General features: G+C 68.3%; 14 protein-coding genes, 1 tRNA gene and 1 pseudogene. 5 read left to right on the top strand and 11 right to left on the bottom strand.

What is annotated here, in order from left to right:
* Positions 1-84: 84 nt before the first annotated feature.
* The 6 genes from ASC55_RS09985 to ASC55_RS09960 form a co-directional block, all read right to left on the bottom strand.
* Positions 85-360 (bottom strand): YHS domain-containing protein, encoded by a 276-nt coding sequence (locus tag ASC55_RS09985; RefSeq protein ID WP_055874941.1) that lies wholly within the window; start codon positions 358-360, stop codon positions 85-87.
* A gap of 53 nt (positions 361-413) precedes the next feature.
* Positions 414-2,681, bottom strand: a complete 2,268-nt coding sequence (locus tag ASC55_RS09980; RefSeq protein WP_055874939.1) for a heavy metal translocating P-type ATPase — start codon at positions 2,679-2,681, stop codon at positions 414-416.
* Positions 2,682-2,750: 69 nt separating this feature from the next.
* Positions 2,751-3,716 (bottom strand): hypothetical protein, encoded by a 966-nt coding sequence (locus ASC55_RS09975; RefSeq protein WP_055874936.1) that lies wholly within the window; start codon positions 3,714-3,716, stop codon positions 2,751-2,753.
* A complete protein-coding gene (locus tag ASC55_RS09970; protein WP_055866402.1) occupies positions 3,713-3,925 on the bottom strand; it encodes a heavy-metal-associated domain-containing protein in 213 nt (70 codons plus the stop codon). The genes ASC55_RS09975 and ASC55_RS09970 overlap by 4 nt, the downstream gene beginning before the upstream one ends.
* A gap of 162 nt (positions 3,926-4,087) precedes the next feature.
* Positions 4,088-4,588 carry a universal stress protein gene (locus tag ASC55_RS09965; RefSeq protein ID WP_055874933.1) on the bottom strand — a complete coding sequence of 167 codons (501 nt, stop codon included), beginning with the start codon at positions 4,586-4,588 and terminating at the stop codon, positions 4,088-4,090.
* A 40-nt stretch (positions 4,589-4,628) separates the two neighbouring features.
* Positions 4,629-6,059, bottom strand: coding sequence for an MFS transporter (locus ASC55_RS09960; protein ID WP_055874930.1), 1,431 nt, complete (start codon positions 6,057-6,059; stop codon positions 4,629-4,631).
* Between the two features lie 170 nt (positions 6,060-6,229).
* On the opposite strand from ASC55_RS09960, the pseudogene ASC55_RS09955 reads away from it, so the two are divergent.
* A pseudogene (locus ASC55_RS09955) lies at positions 6,230-6,964 on the top strand (2-oxo acid dehydrogenase subunit E2); the annotation flags it as partial.
* Between the two features lie 4 nt (positions 6,965-6,968).
* Here the strand turns inward: ASC55_RS09955 and ASC55_RS09950 are convergent.
* From ASC55_RS09950 to ASC55_RS09940, 3 genes are all read right to left on the bottom strand, one after another.
* Entirely contained in the window at positions 6,969-7,892 is a 924-nt protein-coding gene (locus tag ASC55_RS09950; protein WP_055874926.1) for a DUF1295 domain-containing protein, read from the bottom strand.
* A 17-nt stretch (positions 7,893-7,909) separates the two neighbouring features.
* A complete protein-coding gene (locus ASC55_RS09945) occupies positions 7,910-9,736 on the bottom strand; it encodes an AMP-dependent synthetase/ligase (protein WP_055874923.1) in 1,827 nt (608 codons plus the stop codon).
* A 219-nt stretch (positions 9,737-9,955) separates the two neighbouring features.
* The gene (locus ASC55_RS09940) at positions 9,956-10,159 is read right to left on the bottom strand and encodes a hypothetical protein (protein WP_055874920.1); all 204 of its coding nucleotides are present in this window, start codon (positions 10,157-10,159) and stop codon (positions 9,956-9,958) included.
* 136 nt (positions 10,160-10,295) lie between these two features.
* On the opposite strand from ASC55_RS09940, the gene ASC55_RS17315 reads away from it, so the two are divergent.
* From ASC55_RS17315 to ASC55_RS09920, 4 genes are all read left to right on the top strand, one after another.
* Positions 10,296-10,751, top strand: coding sequence for an OsmC family protein (locus ASC55_RS17315; protein WP_082524291.1), 456 nt, complete (start codon positions 10,296-10,298; stop codon positions 10,749-10,751).
* Between the two features lie 213 nt (positions 10,752-10,964).
* Entirely contained in the window at positions 10,965-12,134 is a 1,170-nt protein-coding gene (locus ASC55_RS09930; RefSeq protein WP_055874913.1) for a polymer-forming cytoskeletal protein, read from the top strand.
* A gap of 44 nt (positions 12,135-12,178) precedes the next feature.
* A complete protein-coding gene (locus ASC55_RS09925; protein WP_157559428.1) occupies positions 12,179-12,535 on the top strand; it encodes a hypothetical protein in 357 nt (118 codons plus the stop codon).
* Positions 12,536-12,631: 96 nt separating this feature from the next.
* Entirely contained in the window at positions 12,632-13,084 is a 453-nt protein-coding gene (locus tag ASC55_RS09920; protein ID WP_082524290.1) for a DUF6855 family protein, read from the top strand.
* Positions 13,085-13,347: 263 nt separating this feature from the next.
* On the opposite strand, the gene ASC55_RS09915 is transcribed toward ASC55_RS09920, so the two are convergent.
* Together ASC55_RS09915 and ASC55_RS09910 are read right to left on the bottom strand one after the other, a co-directional pair.
* Positions 13,348-13,421 (bottom strand) — tRNA-Gly (locus ASC55_RS09915).
* A 125-nt stretch (positions 13,422-13,546) separates the two neighbouring features.
* The gene (locus ASC55_RS09910) at positions 13,547-17,992 is read right to left on the bottom strand and encodes a glycoside hydrolase (RefSeq protein WP_082524289.1); all 4,446 of its coding nucleotides are present in this window, start codon (positions 17,990-17,992) and stop codon (positions 13,547-13,549) included.
* Positions 17,993-18,094 lie beyond the last annotated feature (102 nt).

Here is an 18,094-nt window from a genome sequence, read left to right as displayed (position 1 = left end):
GGGCCGGTGCCTCGGCGGCGCTTCTCTCCACGACGCCGCGGGGTTCACGGCGCACGCAGAGGCGCCGCGAACCCCGCGTCGGGCTCACGCCATCTGGGCGGCGTACTTGGCGGGGTCCGAGTCGAAGGCCGGACCGCACCCGGCGCAGCAGAAGTAGTATCGCTCGTCCTCGTGGTCACGGTAGAGGCCGGCGGCCTCCGCGGCCTTCTTGCTGACCGGGTTGCCGACCATGACCGGGCAGGTGGTGAGGTCGTCGCCTGCACTGCCGGTCAACAGGTTCTCGCGGCCGTTGCCTGTGGCGGCGGGGTTGATGGCGCTGGTGCTGCAACAGCTGGGAGCGGCCTCGGTGTTGTTCGTCATGCGGGATGGTTCCTTTCTCGAGTGCTTCTGGCGGAGGGAGATGGTGCGTGTCATCACTTGGCGATGCTCTTGAACCCGCGCAGGCGCAGGCTGTTGCCGACGACGAAGACGCTGGAAAGCGCCATCGCCGCGCCGGCGAGCATGGGGTTGAGCATTCCGAGTGCGGCGACGGGGATCGCCGCGACGTTGTAGGCGAAGGCCCAGAACAGGTTGGTCTTGATCGTTCCGAGTGTCTTTCGCGACAGCCGGATCGCGTCGACCGCGCTGCGCAGATCGCCGCGCACCAGGGTGATGTCGGATGCTTCGATCGCGACATCCGCGCCGGTACCCATCGCGAGTCCGAGATCGGCCTGTGCGAGCGCGGGGGCGTCGTTGACGCCGTCGCCGATCATCGCGACCACCTTGCCTTCGCGCTGCAATCGGGTGACGACATCGACCTTGTCCTTCGGGAGGACTTCGGCGATGACCTCCTCGATACCCACCTCGGCCGCGATCTGCCGGGCCACGGCCTCGTTGTCTCCGGTGAGCAGGATCGGGGTCAACCCGATCGCCTTGAACTGAGCGATCGCTTCGGCGCTGCTCGGCTTCACGGTGTCGGCCACGACGAGGATGCCTCGGGCCTGACCGTCCCACCCCACGGCGACGACGGTCTTTCCCTCGCTCTCGGCGCGGGCCTTCGTCGACGCGAGTTCACGGCTCAGCTGCTGCGACCACTCGGCGAGGAGCGAATCGCGGCCGACGAGCACGGCGTGGCCGTCGACGATCCCCTGTACTCCCTTGCCCTCGATGTTCGCGAAGTCCGAGGGGGTCGGCAGAGAACCGACCTCCTGGGTCGCCCCCTTGGCGATCGCCTGTGCGATGGGGTGCTCCGAGGCATCCTCCAGGGCGCCGGCCAGCCGCAGCAGTTCTGCACGATCTGTGCGGTCCTCTGTGAACACGCCGACGAGTGTCATCTTGCCGGTGGTGACGGTGCCGGTCTTGTCGAGCACGACGGTGTCGACCTTGCGGGTGGACTCCAGAACCTCTGGGCCCTTGATGAGCACGCCCATCTGCGCGCCGCGACCAGTGCCGACCAGAAGCGCCGTGGGGGTCGCCAGACCGAGCGCGCACGGGCAGGCGATCACGAGCACGGCGACCGCCGCCGTGAACGCCGCGGTCACGGGGAATCCTGCCCCGAGCCAGCCGCCGAGCGCCACGAAGGCGATCACGATCACGATCGGCACGAACACCCCGGAGATCCGGTCGGCGAGGCGCTGCACCTCGGCCTTCCCGGTCTGGGCGTCCTCGACCAGCTGCGCCATCTGTGCCAGTTGCGTGTCCGACCCGATTCGCGTCGCACGGATCACGAGTCGGCCGCCGACGTTCGTCGTGGCACCGGTGACGGCGTCGCCCTCGGCGACCTCGACCGGGACGGCCTCTCCGGTGAGCATGGATGCGTCCACGGCCGAGGTGCCGGAGACGACCACGCCGTCGGTGGCGATCTTCTCCCCGGGGCGCACGATGAACTCGTCGCCCACCTGGAGATCCTCGACGGGGATCTTCGTCTCCACACCGCCACGCAGGACGGCGACCTCTTTCGCGCCGAGTTCGAGAAGCGCGCGCAGGGCCGCGCCGGCCTGCTTCTTCGACCGCTTCTCGAAGTACCGCCCGGCGAGGATGAACATGGTCACCCCTGCGCCCACCTCGAGGTAGATGTTCGCCGCCCCGTCGGACGGGGCCAGCGCGAACTCGAACGGGTGCGTCATGCCTGGCGTGCCCGCTGTGCCGAAGAACAGTGCGTACAACGACCACAGGAACGCGGCCGAGGTGCCCATCGAGATGAGCGTGTCCATCGTGGCGGCGCCGTGCTTCAGGTTGGTCCATGCGGCCTTATGGAAGGGCCATGCCGCCCAGAGGATCACAGGAGCAGCCAGCGCGAGCGAGGCCCACTGCCAGTACGTGAACTGCAGCGCGGGGATCATCGCCATCGCGATCACGGGCACGGTCAGCACGATCGCGCCGATCAGTCGGTTGCGCAGCGACCGCAATTCAGGATCCGCGTCATCGGCGTCACCGGCGGCCGCCTGGTCGTTCCTCTTCCCCTTCGGGGCGGGCAGGGCCGCGGAGTACCCCGTCTTCTCCACCTCGGCGATCAGCACCGCAGGGTCGTAGCCGTCAGGTACCGTGATCTTCGCCTTCTCGGTCGCGTAGTTCACGGTCGCCACGACACCCTCGAGCTTGTTCAGCTTCTTCTCGATCCGCATCGCGCACGACGCGCAGGTCATCCCGCCGATCTCCAACTCGACGCCTGACCCCATGCTCGGAGGTGCTGATGTACTCATGTGCTTTTCCTTCTGTCGGCTGTGTGTGCGGGCAGCAGCGCGGAGCTGCCGCAGGGCGATGCTCGTCGCTCAGTGCCCGTCGTCGTGGGAGTCGCCGTCGGACACGGCCGCGTCATCCCCCGAAGCGGCGTCGACCACGAACTCGGCGGTGTGCACCTGTCCGTCGACCTGGAAGTCGAGGTACAGGAAGTACCGGCCGGCGGTCGGCGCCTCGGCGGCGAACTCGATCTCGGGCCCTGAGGTCTCGCCGACCTCAGGCTCTTCCCCCTTGGCGTGCACGTGCAGGTAGGCGAGGTCGCCGTCGCGCAATGCGACGAGATGGCCGAAAGCCCCCAGGTAGGGCTCCAGAGCGGTGACGGGCTTGCCGTCTCGCGTCACGGTGAGGGTGAGGTCTTTCGCTGTTCCCGCCGTGAGGTCGCCGTCGAGCGAGACCGTGAAGTCGCCGACCTGTGCGGTCTGCGTCGGCTGCGGCGCCACCGGGGTGAACTCGCCCGCCACCTGGACCGTGCGCGTGAGAGTGAGCGAAGGGGCATCCGTGCCGGCGGGGGTGAAGTCCGCGAAGACGCGATAGGTCCCGGCTTCCGTCCATTCCCACGGCAGTGACCACATGCCCGTGCTCTCATCCAGCGTCGGGTGGACGTGACGGAACAGGCTCCCGTCCGAGCGCACCACGATCAGGTGCAGGTCCTTGTCATGCGCGGTCGTGTAGTCCGTGACCGGGGTGCCTGCGGCGTCGAGGATCTGGAACTGCAGCTCGCCGGAGGTTGCGACGGCTCCCGGCGCCTCGACCGGCGACAGGACGTATCCTTCCAGGCCGAGCGAGAGGCCTTTCAGGCTGTCCGCAGCGACATTCGCGGACTCCTCCGCGGCCGTCGTGGCAGCATCGTGGCCGCCGTCGTGACTGTTCATCTCCGTACCTTCCTTCCACTCGCTGACAACGCTCGGGGGAACGATGGCGCTGGCGAGGCCGAAGGCCCCACCGAACGCCACCACCACGCCGATCCCGTAGATCGTGAGGCGCGCCCCGGCGTTCATACCGTCCGCACCGCCGAGTACCCCGCCTCCGCGACGGCAGCCAGAATCTGCGCATCGTCGAGGGAACCGGAGCCGGTGACGACGAGCGTGCCCGTCTGTGCGCTCACCTGGATGTCTTCGACACCCGGGACTTCGGAGACCTCTTCGCGGATCGACATCTCGCAGTGTCCGCAGGTCATGCCGGTCACCTGGAACTCGTTCGTGGTCATCGCGTTTCCTCTTCTCGTGGTCAGTACCCGTATGGGGTACTCGTCATAACCGTATACCCCGGTGGGGTATTCCTTCAACCGGCCCGGTTCTCCTCCGCGCGGGGGAGGGCCGGATCTGTCACCCCTGAGGCGTGACAGATCCGGCGCAGATCCGGTCGGTGCTCACCTACGGGGCGGGGTGGCCCCTCGGTTGGTGCGGCGGGCTGCGGCCACGTCGTCCGAGGGGATCACGAGGGTCGGACGGGTGGCATGGTGGAGCACATTCGCGGAGGTGCTTCCCAGCACGGTCGCGGTGAACCCCCGCAGGCCGCGGGACCCGAGGACGATCAGATCGACACCCCGCACCTCGGCGGCCTCGACGATCGCCTCGGAGGCGGTGGCCATCGTCGAGGAGATGAGAGCCTCCGCCTTCAGTCCGAGGTCGAGGGCCAGCTGCGCGCCGTCGGCAGCGATCCGCTCTGACGCGTCGAGTGCCGCAGCGTCAAGGTCCTGCAGCTTCTCCAAGGCTGGATGGCCTTCCAGATGAGCGGCGAAGCCCTCGAGGGGTTGACGAGCATAGAAGAGCAGCGCGGTGGCGCCGGGGAACAGGCCGGCAACGGTGTGCACCGCGCTCTGCGCGTTCGGTGATCCGTCGTAGGCGATGAGCAGTGTGGGAGAGGGCATCGGTTCGTTCCTTGCTGATCGGTGGTCGGGAGGGCTGCGGCTATATCGAGTACGACTCGACGGGAACCGCGGCGGACGCCCGTGGCTTCGTCATGGTGATCGCCGTGATGATCGCTCCGAGGAGAGCGAGGATCGCCGCACCGACGAAGGCCGCGGAGTACCCCTGGGTGAGCTCCACCTTCGAGGCCTCCGCGCCGGCGATCCCGTAGACGATCGCCGTGAGCACGGCGAGCCCGAGCGCGGATCCGATCTGGTAGCTGGTGCTCACCAGTCCGGACGCGACGCCGGTCTCGGCGGGTGGGGCCGCGTTGATGGCCGTGCCCAGCGACGGCACGAACGCGAGCGACATGCCGAGGGCGGCGAGCAGCGATGCGGGAAGAACGTCCACCACATAGTTGCCGTCGGGCCGTACGAACGCGAGCCAGGCCAGTCCTGCTGCCAGAAGCAGGAGGCCGCTGACGATCAGCGACTTCGCCCCGAACCGCTCCTGGAGTCGCGGCGCCAGCGCGATCATGACGATCACGACCAGGCCGGTCATCGGCAGCAGTGCGGCGCCGGCGGCGAAGGCGCTCGCACCGAGGACCTGCTGCAGGTAGAGGTTCAGGAAGAACCACATCGACACCCACGCGGCGCCGAGCATGAGCTGTGCACCGTTCGCGGCGCCCAGGAGAGGGGCGCGGAGCAGGCCGAGACGAAGCAGCGGGGTGCGGCTGCGCGCCTGGATCAGGAAGAAGATGACCAGGAGCATGATGCCGGCCGCCAGCATGCCCAGAGTGGACCAGGTGAGCCAGCCGACTTCCGGGGCGTTGACGACGGCGTAGACCACGGCGGCCAGTCCCACCGTGACCGTGACGGCTCCGGCGACATCGATCGACCCCGTCGCCTTTCGGACGGTGCGGGGGAGTGTCGTCGCGGAGAATGCGAGCACGAAGAGCGCGATCGGCACGGTCACGTAGAACACCCATGGCCAGCTCGCGTACTCGGTCAGGACTCCGCCGAGGAAGACGCCGGCAGTGCCGCCGATGGGCGCTGCGGCGCCGTAGACGGCGAATGCCTTGGGTAGATCAGATGTGCCGCCGAACAGCATCATCAGAAGGGTCAGGGCGGCCGGCGCGATCAGCGCTGATCCGGCGCCTTGGATCGCGCGACCGGCGATCTCGACACCGACGCTCCCGGCCGCTCCCGCCAGGATCGAACCGGCGATCAGGATGAGCCAGCCGAGCACGAAGATCTTTCGAGCGCCGAAGGCGTCGGACAGTCGGCCTCCCAAGAGCAGCAGTCCCCCGAAGGCGACCACGTACGCGTTGAACACCCACGACAGGGACTCCGGCGTGAAGCCGAGGTCCCGCTGGATATCAGGCAGGGCGACACCGATGATCGAGGTGTCCATGATGACGACGAACTGTGCGGTGGCTATCAGCACGAGGCCGAGCCACCGCTTCGCTGGTGACAGGGGTCGGGGTGTGGACATTGTCGTTCCTCCTATGAAGCGGCGCCGAGTGGCGGGTCGCGGTGTAGCCTATACCCATAGGGGGTGGGGGTATCAATCTTGTCGACCTCGACTGCCGCACGAGCGGCGAAGAGCCCTGCGCCACGAAGGAGGCAGAACACATGAGTGAATCCGTCCCACGTAAGCGGAACGAGCCATCACCCTTGCGCGGCACCACGGTGCCGATGACGCGGCTACGGCGAGTGATCGCCCAGCGGGCGGTCGCGTCGATGACGTCGATGGCGCAGGTCACGAGCGTCGTCGAGGTCGATGTGAGTCGCGTCGCTCACCTTCGGGATCGGGTCAAGGCCGAGTTCCTTCGCACGACCGGCCACCGCCTCACGTTCCTGCCGTTCTTCGCGATCGCTGCGGCCGAAGCGCTGCGCACCCACCCGATCATCAACGCCATCGTCGATGGAGATGACGTCGTCTACCCGGATCGGGAGAACCTGAGCATCGCGGTCGACACGGAAAGGGGCCTCTTGGCGCCGGTGATCCGCAACGCCGCAGACCTCGACATCGCCGGTCTCACCGCGCAGATCGCCGACCTCGCGGAGCGTACGCGCAGCAATCGGCTGCAGCCGGACGAGCTCGCCGGCGGCACGTTCACCCTCACCAACACGGGGTCGCGGGGCGCGCTGTTCGACACCCCGATCGTCTTCCAGCCCCAATCTGCGATCCTCGGCACGGGAATGGTCGTGAAGCGCGCAGTGGTCGAATCCGCGGAGGGCGTGGAGGCGATCGCCGTGCGCTCCATGGTCTATCTGGCGCTCTCTTACGACCACCGCATCATCGATGGCGCTGATGCCGCGCGGTTCCTCGCCACAGTGAAGGCGCGGCTCGAGGAGGGCGCCTTCACGCGGGACCTCGGTATCGAGGTGCGCTGAGGGTCTATGCGGCCTTCTCGCGCACGGCCGGCCGCGTGAGCCGCGGGATCAGGGAGGGCGTGTTCTCGCGGTAGGCGATGTAGTCGGCGCGATCGCCCCACTTCTTCTCGGCGCGCGCCTCCAGCAGCGGGATGCCGCTGACCCGGGTGAGCAGCAGGATCACGAACAGCGGCGAGAGGAGTGCGACCCACTGCCATCCGGCCAGCACCGGAGCGGCGGTGACGAACACGCCCACCCAGATGACGATCTCGCCGAAGTAGTTGGGGTGGCGCGACCGCGACCACAGGCCGGTGCGGATGAATTCGTCCCGGTTCTGCGGGTCTGCGCGGAACGCCGACTTCTGCGCGTCGGCGACGATCTCGATCGCCATGCCGATGACCCACACGATGATGCCCACGACGGTCAGCCACCCGATGGGGGCGCGGGCACCGGCATCCGTGCTGATCGCGATCCAGGCGGCGGCCGCGGTCAGCGACACCCACGCGCCCTGGATCACCCACACCTGAAGAAAGCGCAGCGGGGAGCTCTTGATCTCGTCGAAACGGCCGTCTGATCCGGCCTTGTGCACGCGCAGGGCCAGGAAGGATCCGAGGCGGGCGGCCCACAGCATCACCATCGCCGCGAGGATCCAGCTACGCGCGTCGGGCAGGGGCGACAGGAGGACGAGTGCGGCGGAGATCACGAGGAAGGTGAGGCTGCCGGTGAGATCGAAGAACCGCTCGGTCTGCAGGATCATCGCGGGGATGAAAGCGATGACCTGGATCGCGAAGGCCGCGGCGACGGCCAGGGCGAACAGCGGGATGCCGCCTAGCGTCGCACTGTTCTGGCTGCCGGCGAGCGCGACGAGCGCGCCGATCACGAGCGCGGCGATGATCGCGATGAGTGAGGAGCGGGAGGACTTGGGGGCTGTGGGTGCGGGGGAGGACATGGCGTGCTTTCTGTTTCTCAGAGGTACAGGTCTTCGACGGTGACGGCTGCGCGATCCAGCACGACGTTCCGCTTGAGTTTCATGGTCGGTGTGACGAGCCCGCGGTCGTCGAGGTCGGCGAAGACCACGCTGAACCGGCGGACCTGCTCGCTGCGCGCCACGAGGGCATTGGCGGCGTCGACGGCGCGCTGCAGGTGGGCGCGCAGCGCCGGGTCGTTCACCGCACGGATGTCGGACGGCGCGGCCAGGGGGATGCTGGTGCCTTCCGCGGCGGCCCACGCCCTGGCCTGCTCCGGGTCGAGGACGAGCAGCGCGGAGAGGTACGGCTTGCCCTCGCCGACCATCACCGCGTGCGAGACGAGCGGATTCGCTTCGACCGCGCTCTCCCAGCGGGTTGGCACGATCGTCTTGCCGTTCGACGTCACGATCACGTCCTTGAGCCGGCCTTCGAGGATCAACCTGCCCTGCTCGTCGAGTCGCCCGAGATCGCCGGTGCGGAAGAAGCCGTCGACGAAGGCGCCCTCGTCGTGGGCCGGGTTGCGATAGCCGCTGAAGACGCCGAGGCCGCGGGCCAGAACTTCGCCCTCATCGCTGATGCGAACGGTGAGTCCCGGCAGGGGCGAGCCGACGCTGCCCGAGGCGATGCGACCGGGCAGGTTGCCGGTGAGCGGCGCCGTCGTCTCGGTGAGGCCGTAGCCCTCGATGACGGGGACCCCGATGCCGCGGAAGAAGAGCGAGAGCTCGGTGTCGAGGGCCGCTCCGCCCGACAGGATGTACCCGACCCTCCCACCCATCACGGTGCGAAGACGCCGGTAGAAGAGGGCGTCGAAGACGCGGTGGCGCACGCGGAGGCCGCGGTTCCTGGCGATGCGCCTGCCGGCGTCGATCCGCTCGGCGCGGCGGCCCCACGCGATGGCCGTGGCCTCGGCCTTCGCCCAGACTCCCGCGAGGCCCTTGTCGGCGGCTTTGCCCGCGGCGGCCGCCTGGATCTTCTGCAGCACCCGCGGCACGACGACCAGGAACGTGGGACGCAGAGTATCGAGGGTGGCGACGACCGTCGACGGGTCGGACAGGTGCGCGATGCGCATGCCGCTGGCCAGGCAGATCAGCTGAAGCCCGCGCGCCAGCACATGAGCGAGGGGCAGGAAGATGACGGTGTTGCCGTCTTCGTTCACGATCTCGCTGTACGCGGCGGCGATGTTGAGCACCTGGCCGAGGAAGTTCCGGTGGGTGAGCACGACGCCCTTGGGCTCGCCCGTGGTGCCCGAGGTGTAGACGATCGTCGCAGGATCGTCCTGGGTGGCGGTCGTTCTGCGGGCCTCGAGTTCCTCGTCGGTGACGCCGACACCGCCCGCGACCAGATCGGCAAGGGCGCCGGTCGTCTCGGCATCCATCGTCCACGCGCCGAGCGTGACGGCGTTCGTCTTCGCGAGCGCCTCCTGTAGGAGCGCCGTGTGCTCCGAGGTGCCACCGATCGCCAGACGCACACCGGCATCCGCGACGATGGCGTTCACCTGCGACGGCGAGGAGGTCTCGTAGATCGGCACGACGACGGCACCGGCGAACCAGGCCGCGAGGTCGGCGACGGCCCACTCGTAGCGCGTGGGCGCCATGATCGCGATCGGGTCGCCTGCCTGGATGCCCTGGGCCATGAAGCCCTTCGCCAGAGCGCGCACCTCCTCTTCGAAACCACGCGTCGTGATCGGTCGCCACGAGCCGGTCGACGGGTCTTCGACCTCGAATGCCACGTGACCGGGGGCGGCGGCGGCCCGCGCCACGAGCAGGTCGGTGACGTTGCGGTAGCCGTCGAGGGCGGCAAGCGGCGGGGTCGATGACTCGAGCATCGGGGCTCCTCTCGGTCGTGCGGGCGGCTCGGAGGGCGCGCGAGCATCCCCCATCCGCTCTTGTTCGGAACCGATGACGATTCGGATGGGATGTCCTGCCGGGCGCGAAGTCATCGACCCGACGACAAAGCCCCCGGGGTCCGGGGGCTTCATGGATGTCACTTCCAGAGGATACGGCTCGATCCACTGTCCGCCGACGATGGGCGTCGTGGGCAGGCCTCATACCCCCAGCGCTTCGAGCGCGTGGAAGGTCAGGTAGACGGGCCAGACGGCTGCCTGGAGAAGGCCGAGGATGACATCCCAGAACGCCCCGCCGGAGCGTGAGATGAAGTAGATGGCAGCGCCCACGTAGGCAAGGAGGAAGAAGAACCCCCACTGGCCCGCCTTCTCGACGACTTTGATCGTGCTCCGTTCTTCACCCATGGAGCAATCGTCGGGCGGATTCGCTCGGATCGTCGGGCCGAAGGTCCTGTTCATGCGCACTCGGATTCTCCGAGTGTGTCCATGTCCGTAGGACGTTCGCCCCTCGTTCCGGCTGTGAGCCGCCCAAGCTGGACGCATGACTATGACGGGTCCGGCAGACCGGCCTACGACGGCCTACACGGTTCATGCGAGCGTTACAGAAGCAGGGGCGGCCGTCATCGAGGCGGGGACACAGCGGATCGCCTTCGATGCCAGTTGGGGCCGCCCGCAGCGGGTAGCTCTCCCGGGGCCTGCGGATCTGCTCGCCTCCGCTCTGGCAGCGTGCCTGCTGAAGAATGTCGAGAGATGCTCCGCACTCCTTCCGTTTCGGTATGAACGCGCCGATGTGGTGGTCACGGCACATCGCCAAGACCGGCCACCGTCCTTCACGCGACTCTGGTACGAGCTCTCGCTGGTGACGGACGAGTCCCCGCGTCGCATCGAACTGCTGCATGAGAATCTGCGCCGCTACGGGACCGTGTACAACACGCTGGCCGTCGTGTGTGAGCTCGACGGGACCGTCGTCGCCGCCACCGAGCCGTCGGGGCACTGACGGAGCCCGGACGAGTTCCGCGAGATCGTGCGCGCCCTCGGCGACCCCACCTGAGGGACCCGCGGGACCTCTGGCCCTATGACCACCGTCCGGCTTCGGAGCACACTGAGCGCGGCTCTTCGGGGCGGGCGATACCGATGGGAGCGTCGGTGCTTGTTCGTCCTGCGGCGGCGTCAGGCGGCGTCCGGGTGTGGGTCACTGAGAGGTCATGACATGCGCAACAGTTCTCGCACGGTGAGGCGAATCGCCCTTGCTCTCACGCTCGGAGTGCTCGTCATCGGAACCGGGGCAGGCGCTGTCGCCTCTCCTCGGGCGCCGGCGACAGCAGCGGATGCGGGCGTGCGCGCGGCTGCCGGCGACCAAGACGGGCCGCAGTTCTATTCCGGCGTGACGGTCGACGTCTCCGGAGTCGTGAACGGTGACGTCTACGCTGCCGGTCAGAGCGTCACGATCAGCGGGGACGTCACCGGAGACGTCATCGCCGCGGCGCAGACCATCACGATCACCGGGACGGTCGATGGAAATGTGCGGCTCTCGGGCCAGGCGGTCACGATCAGCGGCGAGGTGTCCCGCAGCGGGACGATCCTCGCAGCCGACGTGACGGTCACCGAGACCGGCTCCTTCGGCGATGATCTCGTGGGCGCCGCGGGCGACATGCGCGTCGCCGGCACCGTGGGCCGGGATCTGATGCTCAGTGTCGGAACCCTCACCGTCGATGGAGCGGTCGGCGGAAGCCTGACCTATCACAGTGACCGGGAGGCGCGGATCGCGGAAGGGGCGGTCGCCGGTACCGTGCAACGCATCGCCCCGACCGAATCGCCGCGAGTGGAGATCTCCCCGTGGGCTGTCGTCTTCGGGTGGTTCCTGGGCCTGCTCTATGCCCTGGTGGCCTTCAGTCTCGTCACGCTCGTGGCGGGTCTGGCGTTCCCGCGCTGGCTGGACCGCGTGACGGGCCATCTGCTCCCCTCGCCGTGGAAGGCGCTGCTCGTGGGCTTCGTCGCAGCGATCACCGTTCCCCTCGTGCTCCTCTTCCTTCTCGTCACCGTCGTCGGCGCTCCGCTCGCGCTCATCGGTGCCGTGGTGTGGCTGGCGATGACGCTCGCCGCATTCCCCTACGTCGCGCACTACGTCGGCCGGCTGGTCTTCCGAGACAGGCGGCGGCCCGTGGTCGAATCCCTGCTCGGCGGTCTCATCCTGATCGCGGCGCTGCAGGTTCCCTGGCTCAACATCGTGGTGTGGCTCGCGATGGTGTGCTTCGGCCTGGGCGCCCAGCTCTTGGAGATCCATCGCCAGAGGCCGTGGGCCGCGTCGAGGGACTCGGCCCAGGAGCGGTCGGAACGGCCCGGCCCGACGGAGGACACGTCTCCGGCGTCCGACTCGTGATCCGCCACGGCGGTCGAATCGTGCAGGGAGACGTCAGAGGCCTCATGGCCACCGCGGGGCTCGGGATGCCCTCGTCCTTCCTCGCGACCGGTCCGTTCTCGAACTTCATAGGGCCGGGTGTCATCCTGCTCGTCGTCGTCGGGGGCACTCAGGTGATCGCGATGGGGCTGCTGCTGGCTCGGAGGGAGGCGGGACTGTTCTGGTCCGCAGTCGCGGGTTTCGGAATGATCCTCTGGATCTACGTCGAGACGGGGATGATCAGAGGGACGTCCTGGCTTCAGGTGCTCTACCTCGCCACGGGCATCGCTCAGCTCATCCTCGTGATGGCTCTGCTCGGCGTCGCCGCCTGGCTCCCGCGTGCACCACTGCCTGCCTCACGGTCTTCCCAGGACCGGCGGTAGATCACACCCCTGATCGCCGAGCGGGCCCCGCCACCGCTGGCAGCGTGAACCGGGCAACCGGCACGCCCCGCGGGCCTTCGGGAGTATCGTGAGCGCATGGTCGACAGCGCCGAGGAGAGCATGAACGAGCAGCACTGGTCCGGCGCAGGGACTCCGACGGACCCCTGGGTCCTGAAGACCGCGCCTCTGTCGTCCGAGTACACGATCTTTCGGGATGACGACACCGATCCGGCCCTCTTGGTCTGCCAGGTGGGGTCGACCAGGCTCACGTACCTCGCGCGCGCGATCGATGACCTCCACGCAGAACTGCTCCGACGCGGCGACTGGGTGACGCTGGGCGCCGCCGACGAGAAGAAGGAGCCGGCGCCGGACTCGGTCGAGGCATGGGGTCGTTCTGAGGACAACCCCGTGGGTGGCTGGTACGGCCAGCGGAAGGGGTATCGAGGCCGTTTCGGCATGTACCTGCCGCCCCTCCTCGAAGCCCTCGGACTCGTCGAACTCGAGCACAATCCTCGCAACAATCGCGTCAGGGCGATCGCGCGCGCATAGGGCCGCCGCCGGTGCAACCCGTCGTCGGCGACGGTTTCCTGCTTCGGCGAACCCGGATCACCAGCGGCCCGCCGCGCTGCCCCTTCGCACCACAGCGGACCGCCGGCTACGCAGCGCTCCTGCACGCCCTCCCCGGGCAAGCAGTACCGACTGCGGCCAGCAACGCTAGACCCGCGCGGAGCAGATGGTAAGGGGGTGTCCAAACCCCGCCGTCGGCGCTATGGGTCTGGATGGCGGGGCTTCTCCGTGAGGGAAGCTCTGTGTGGAGGGGCTGACGGGAATCGAACCCGCGCTATCTGCTTGGGAAGCAGAAGTTCTACCATTGAACTACAGCCCCGTACTCGCATCCGAGGAGCGAGCGAAGGCCAGCCTACCTGTACGCCGCCCGATGGCCAAAGCACGGGACGCGTCGGAGTGCCACCGCAGACGGTGATCTGCGATGGCACCCCATGATCGCGTCGATCAGCGGCGGACGCCCCGTCGTCGGGCGAACGCCAGGCCGCCGGCCGCGAGCAGCAGCGCCGCGAGGGCCAGCGCCGAGGTGAGCCCGGCGGTGTCGAGTCCGGTGGAGGCCAGGCCGCCGGCGGCGCCGGAGCCGGTTCCGGTGGTGGTCCCTCCGCCGACTCCGCCGGTCCCCGGCTGTGCGGCGCGCACCGTCAGGGGAGCCCGCACCTCGGTGCCGTCGGCGCGCGTCATCACGACGTGGTGCTGTCCTGCGGCCACATCGGTCGGCACGCGCCAGGAGAGCGTCCCGGCTCCGGATCCATCCGCCGTGACGGTTCCCATGTCGATCGGGTCGGAGTGCAGCGCGAACGACACCACCTCATCGGGCTCCAGCCCGGCGACGTCGATCGTGATCTGCTGACCGGCCGTGACGGCATCCGCGGAGAGCGTGACCCGCGCAGGCTCCGGCGTCGTCGCCTCGTCGAGCGTCACCATGATCCAGCTCACCTGCACGTCGGCGTCGCGAGTCGGCTGCAGCACGAGTTCGATCTGACCCTCGTCGCCCACGGCGATGTCGCCGTAGCTGCGCACCTCGTCGGCCGCGCCGTAGTCATGGTCCTGCTCGACGACGGCGCCGTTCACGCTCACCTTCGCGCCGCGGTCGTCCCACTGGTCCCAGGGGTCCGCGTAGCCGACATGCACGCTGTACCGACCGGGCTCGAGGTCGCCGAACCGGTAGGCGATGTCGCGATCGTCGACCGCGTATCGCATGGTCGAGAACATCGTTCCGTCGACGGTGCCCGCGCTCTTGCTGCCCTCGCTGACGTATCCCCACGACGCGCCGCTCGCGGCATCCTCGGCATACGCCTGATCGGCACGGCTGTTGAGCAGGTCGCCCTCGTCCTCGGCGGCGTCCCGCAGGGCCAACCAGTCCGCGGTCTGCTGTCCACCGGCGTTGACCGCGTAGCGCAGCCCCTCGGGAACGACCGCGATCGTGCGGGTGAACGTGCGTCCGCCGAACTCGGGGAGGGTGCCCGTCGCGGTGACGATCCCCGGTGCGTCGAACGAGCCGGCGATGCTCCAGGTCACGGGCTGCTCGGTCATCATGCCGTTCTGGGTGACGTTGACCACCGGTGTGTCGAGTGCGCCCCCGACCTGCACCGTCTCGGGCACGGCCGAGACATCCCACGCCGACCACTGGTCGAGCTGGTCGAGCGTCCACTCGTCGTGCACCTCGACCGCCAGCGAGTCGCCGCCTTCGCCCATGTTGATCGGCAGCCACACCATCTGCGCGTTCTTGAGGTCGCCGCCGCCGTTCCATCGGTCGCCCATGTAGATGTACTTGCCGTGCTCGCGATCCACCGGGATCACCGAGCTGGGCTGCGAGTTCCAGGAGTTGCTCTGCGCCCACCAGGGGAACGGGTCTCCCATCTCGGTCCACGCGCCCATGATGTCGCTGGAGCTCGCCCACCGTGAGGGGTTCGGGCTCCATCCCGTGGTGCCCGAGGTGATCAGGAAGTACCGCTCGTCGTGCTTGAAGATCGCCGGGGATTCCCTCGACTGGTTCACGAAGATGCGGTTGTAGTCCACACCGAGCACGGCCTCATCGGCGGGAGTCGCCAGGTCGGTGTAGTCGTCGTTGAGCTTGGAGATGAACATGGTCGCGTTCTCCTCGCTCGAATAGATGATGTAGCCGGTGCCGTCGTCGTCGACGAACAGGTTCATGTCGCGCGCCATGCCACGGTTGTTCGGGGCGTGGTTGGTCGGTTCGGCATCGGCGGGTGCGTAGTGCAGCCGGTAGCTGTCGATGTACTTGAAGGGGCCGAACGGCGAGTCCGCCACCGCGACCCCGGCGTTGGCCTTGGCGTACTGCGCGGACGACGTCGCCGACGGGCCGTCCATGTGCGCCCACATCACCCACTTGCCGGTCTTCTCGTTGAAGATCACCTTCGGTCGTTCGATGATCGGCGGGGTCACGCCGTCGACGGGCACGGTGCCGAGATCGCGGTAGACGGCGTCCTTCTGGGCGGCGGAGTAGTCGCCGTACAGCGCCTCGAAGTAGGGATCGTCCTCGAACTGGTCCTTCGACGACAGCGCCCGCAGCGCCACTCCGCGGTCATCCCAGTTGTATAGATCGTACGAGCTGTAGACGTGCACGCCGGGGGCCGAGTGGTACCCGTTCGTGCGGTCTTCGCCGTAGAGGTAGTAGATGGTGCGACCGTCGGCATCCTTCGACGGCACGACCTGACCGCCGTGCGCCTGGATCACCTCGCCGTCGGAGTCGAGCCATTCCTGTCCTGGGCGGAAGCTCGCGTACGGGGCGATGTCGTCGCGTGCCGACTCGAGCCGCCACAGCTGGTTGGCGCCCCAGTTCGACTGCCACACCCCGACGCTCGCACCGACCGAGGTCGAGGAGCCTCCGACATCCAGCACGGCACCGCGTCCGGCGTTCAGCAGGCTGAACTCCGCGCCGTCGGTCGAGGTCATCATCCACAGCGCAGACGGGTCTGTCGCTGCGGAGGCGTCGTCGAGCACGCGCAGGGCCGTGGAGTCGCCGTCGGCGACCAGCGCACGTCCGTCGGCCGCACGCAGGGCGAAGCGGTCGCGCGAGGTGCCCGGCTGGTCGTCGATGAGCGAGGCCGTCCAGGTCTGCACGGGGATCAGTTCGGGATCCCTGGCGCTGCCGAGGAGGGCGCCGTCATCGGAGGCGGTCAGTGCATGCCCGCTCTGGACGCCGGTGATCGTGTACGTCTCACCGTCGCGGAGCGCCGGTGCCTCGGTGGCGATGCCTTCGACGCCGGAGACGACGAAGGTGGTCACCGACTTCGCGGGAACCGTGAGAACGGCGGTCCCGTCTGCGCCGACCGCGACCGCTGTCCCGGTGCGCAGAGCGTTCGCCGTCGGGTCGGATGCCGGAGACTCCGTCGTCACGACGGGGGTCACCGTGGCGCCCTGATCGATGTCGCCGAACAGGGACAGGTCGATCGTGATCGTGCGGGCCTGGTCGCTCTCGTTCGTGTGCACGAGCGTGGCGCCGGAGCCGTCACCGTCGATGGCCGCCGTGGTGTCGTTGTCGGCGACCCGCACCAGCTGGTCGCCGGGTTCGATGTAGTGCGTGAAGTTGCGCAGGGTGTTGTACTTCGCGTTCGTGCGGACGTGGCATCCCGCGTCCGCGTCGCCGTCGGCCAGGCGACGGGCGGAGTCGCCCTCGGCGTTGCAGTCGAAGTCGATGAACACCGAGCCCCAGTTCTTCTTCTCGACCTTCTCCATGTTGTAGAGGTCTTCGACCGGCTGCCACAGCACCCAGGCCTCCGGCTCGAGCTCGCGCAGGTCGGAGCTGACGAGCTGGGCGATGCCGAGCCCGTTCTCGATGGCATCCGGGTTCCAGCTGTCGCCGCCCCAGTTGCCCTCGACCTCACTCATCCACAGCGGCTTGGCCGCGCTCTTCGCGATGTCACGAGCCAGGTGGCGGCCTCCCGTGGAGTAGGTGTGCACGTTCAGCTGGGCGACGGCGTCACGTGCCGCGGTGTCCCATCCGTTCCAGTCCTCCACGAATCGCTGCGGATTCGTCTCGTCGGGGCCGGAGATCACGGCGTCGGTCGTGGTGTCGGAGGCGGCCAGCTCAGCGGCGAGCGCCTTGATCACGTCAGCCTGCAGCGCGGGGCCGGCGTGGGCACCCTCCTGCCTGCTCGCGCTCGTGGGCCAGCCGTCGCCACCGATCGTGGTGCCCCAGTAGTTGGTGTTCGGCTCGTTCAGCGGGTCGATCGTGTCGAACGAGATGCCCTGGGTGTCTTCGACGTGCTCGACGACGGTCTTGAGGTACGTCGCGAAAGTGTCGAGGGAGTCGCGGCGGATCTGGTCGGCCCAGGGGTCGGTACCGCCGCTGACGAAGCCGCTCTCGGTCATGAAGTAGGGCGGGGAGTTACTGAAGGCCTCCCAGGTGTCGACCTGGTCCTTGATGGCCGAGACCCAGGCGAGCTGTGCGGCATCGGCCGAGAAGTCGTAGTCGCTCGCGTTCTCGCCCGTCCACGCGGCGCGGAAGCGGTCCCGGTCGGCGAAGCTCGACGTGATCGCGCCGTCGTCGTCGGTGAGCGGAGCATCCGGGTTCCACCACCCTGGGACCGCTCCGCCGGGGCGCAGGTAGTCGGGCACATCGGTCGCGTTGCCGCCGCCGATGTTGTAGCGCGCGATGTTGAGGTTCAGGCCCTCGTCGCCGAAGACCTTGTCGATGAGCTCATCGCGCAGCTCTGCCGGGTACGAGCCGGTCGCGTTCGCCATCCACACCAGACTCGAACCCCACCCCTTGAAGGGGGCGCCCGCATAGGCGGGATTGGGGGTCAGGGTGACATCGGATTCCGCAGCCGTGGCCGCCTGCGGGAAGGCGGCGAGACCGCTCGCGGTCGCGGCGAGCACCGCGGCCATGGCGAGTGCGCGCCGGGATGTGGTCGCTGTTCTTGCAGACATCGTTGTCCATTCAGATTGTGTTGACGTTAACATGTCGACGTCAACACAATCTAGCGGATCTTGATCGGCCGGACAAGTTCCCGCTCGCGACAACTAGGCTGG

Origin of the sequence: Microbacterium sp. Root322 (genome assembly GCF_001425645.1) — a bacterium.
GTDB classification, from domain to species: domain Bacteria; phylum Actinomycetota; class Actinomycetes; order Actinomycetales; family Microbacteriaceae; genus Microbacterium; species Microbacterium maritypicum.
The sequence above is the reverse complement of the archived record's forward strand: the minus strand, read 5'-3'. Positions and strand labels throughout refer to the sequence as shown.

Bases quoted from the DNA above. Each gene is read 5' to 3' on its own strand.
- ASC55_RS09985 (WP_055874941.1), bottom strand. From the start codon at position 360: ATGACGAACAACACCGAGGCCGCTCCCAGCTGTTGCAGCACCAGCGCC.
- ASC55_RS09980 (WP_055874939.1), bottom strand. From the start codon at position 2,681: ATGAGTACATCAGCACCTCCGAGCATGGGGTCAGGCGTCGAGTTGGAG.
- ASC55_RS09975 (WP_055874936.1), bottom strand. From the start codon at position 3,716: ATGAACGCCGGGGCGCGCCTCACGATCTACGGGATCGGCGTGGTGGTG.
- ASC55_RS09970 (WP_055866402.1), bottom strand. From the start codon at position 3,925: ATGACCACGAACGAGTTCCAGGTGACCGGCATGACCTGCGGACACTGC.
- ASC55_RS09965 (WP_055874933.1), bottom strand. From the start codon at position 4,588: ATGCCCTCTCCCACACTGCTCATCGCCTACGACGGATCACCGAACGCG.
- ASC55_RS09960 (WP_055874930.1), bottom strand. From the start codon at position 6,059: ATGTCCACACCCCGACCCCTGTCACCAGCGAAGCGGTGGCTCGGCCTC.
- ASC55_RS09950 (WP_055874926.1), bottom strand. From the start codon at position 7,892: ATGTCCTCCCCCGCACCCACAGCCCCCAAGTCCTCCCGCTCCTCACTC.
- ASC55_RS09945 (WP_055874923.1), bottom strand. From the start codon at position 9,736: ATGCTCGAGTCATCGACCCCGCCGCTTGCCGCCCTCGACGGCTACCGC.
- ASC55_RS09940 (WP_055874920.1), bottom strand. From the start codon at position 10,159: ATGGGTGAAGAACGGAGCACGATCAAAGTCGTCGAGAAGGCGGGCCAG.
- ASC55_RS17315 (WP_082524291.1), top strand. From the start codon at position 10,296: ATGACTATGACGGGTCCGGCAGACCGGCCTACGACGGCCTACACGGTT.
- ASC55_RS09930 (WP_055874913.1), top strand. From the start codon at position 10,965: ATGCGCAACAGTTCTCGCACGGTGAGGCGAATCGCCCTTGCTCTCACG.
- ASC55_RS09925 (WP_157559428.1), top strand. From the start codon at position 12,179: ATGGCCACCGCGGGGCTCGGGATGCCCTCGTCCTTCCTCGCGACCGGT.
- ASC55_RS09920 (WP_082524290.1), top strand. From the start codon at position 12,632: ATGGTCGACAGCGCCGAGGAGAGCATGAACGAGCAGCACTGGTCCGGC.
- ASC55_RS09910 (WP_082524289.1), bottom strand. From the start codon at position 17,992: ATGTCTGCAAGAACAGCGACCACATCCCGGCGCGCACTCGCCATGGCC.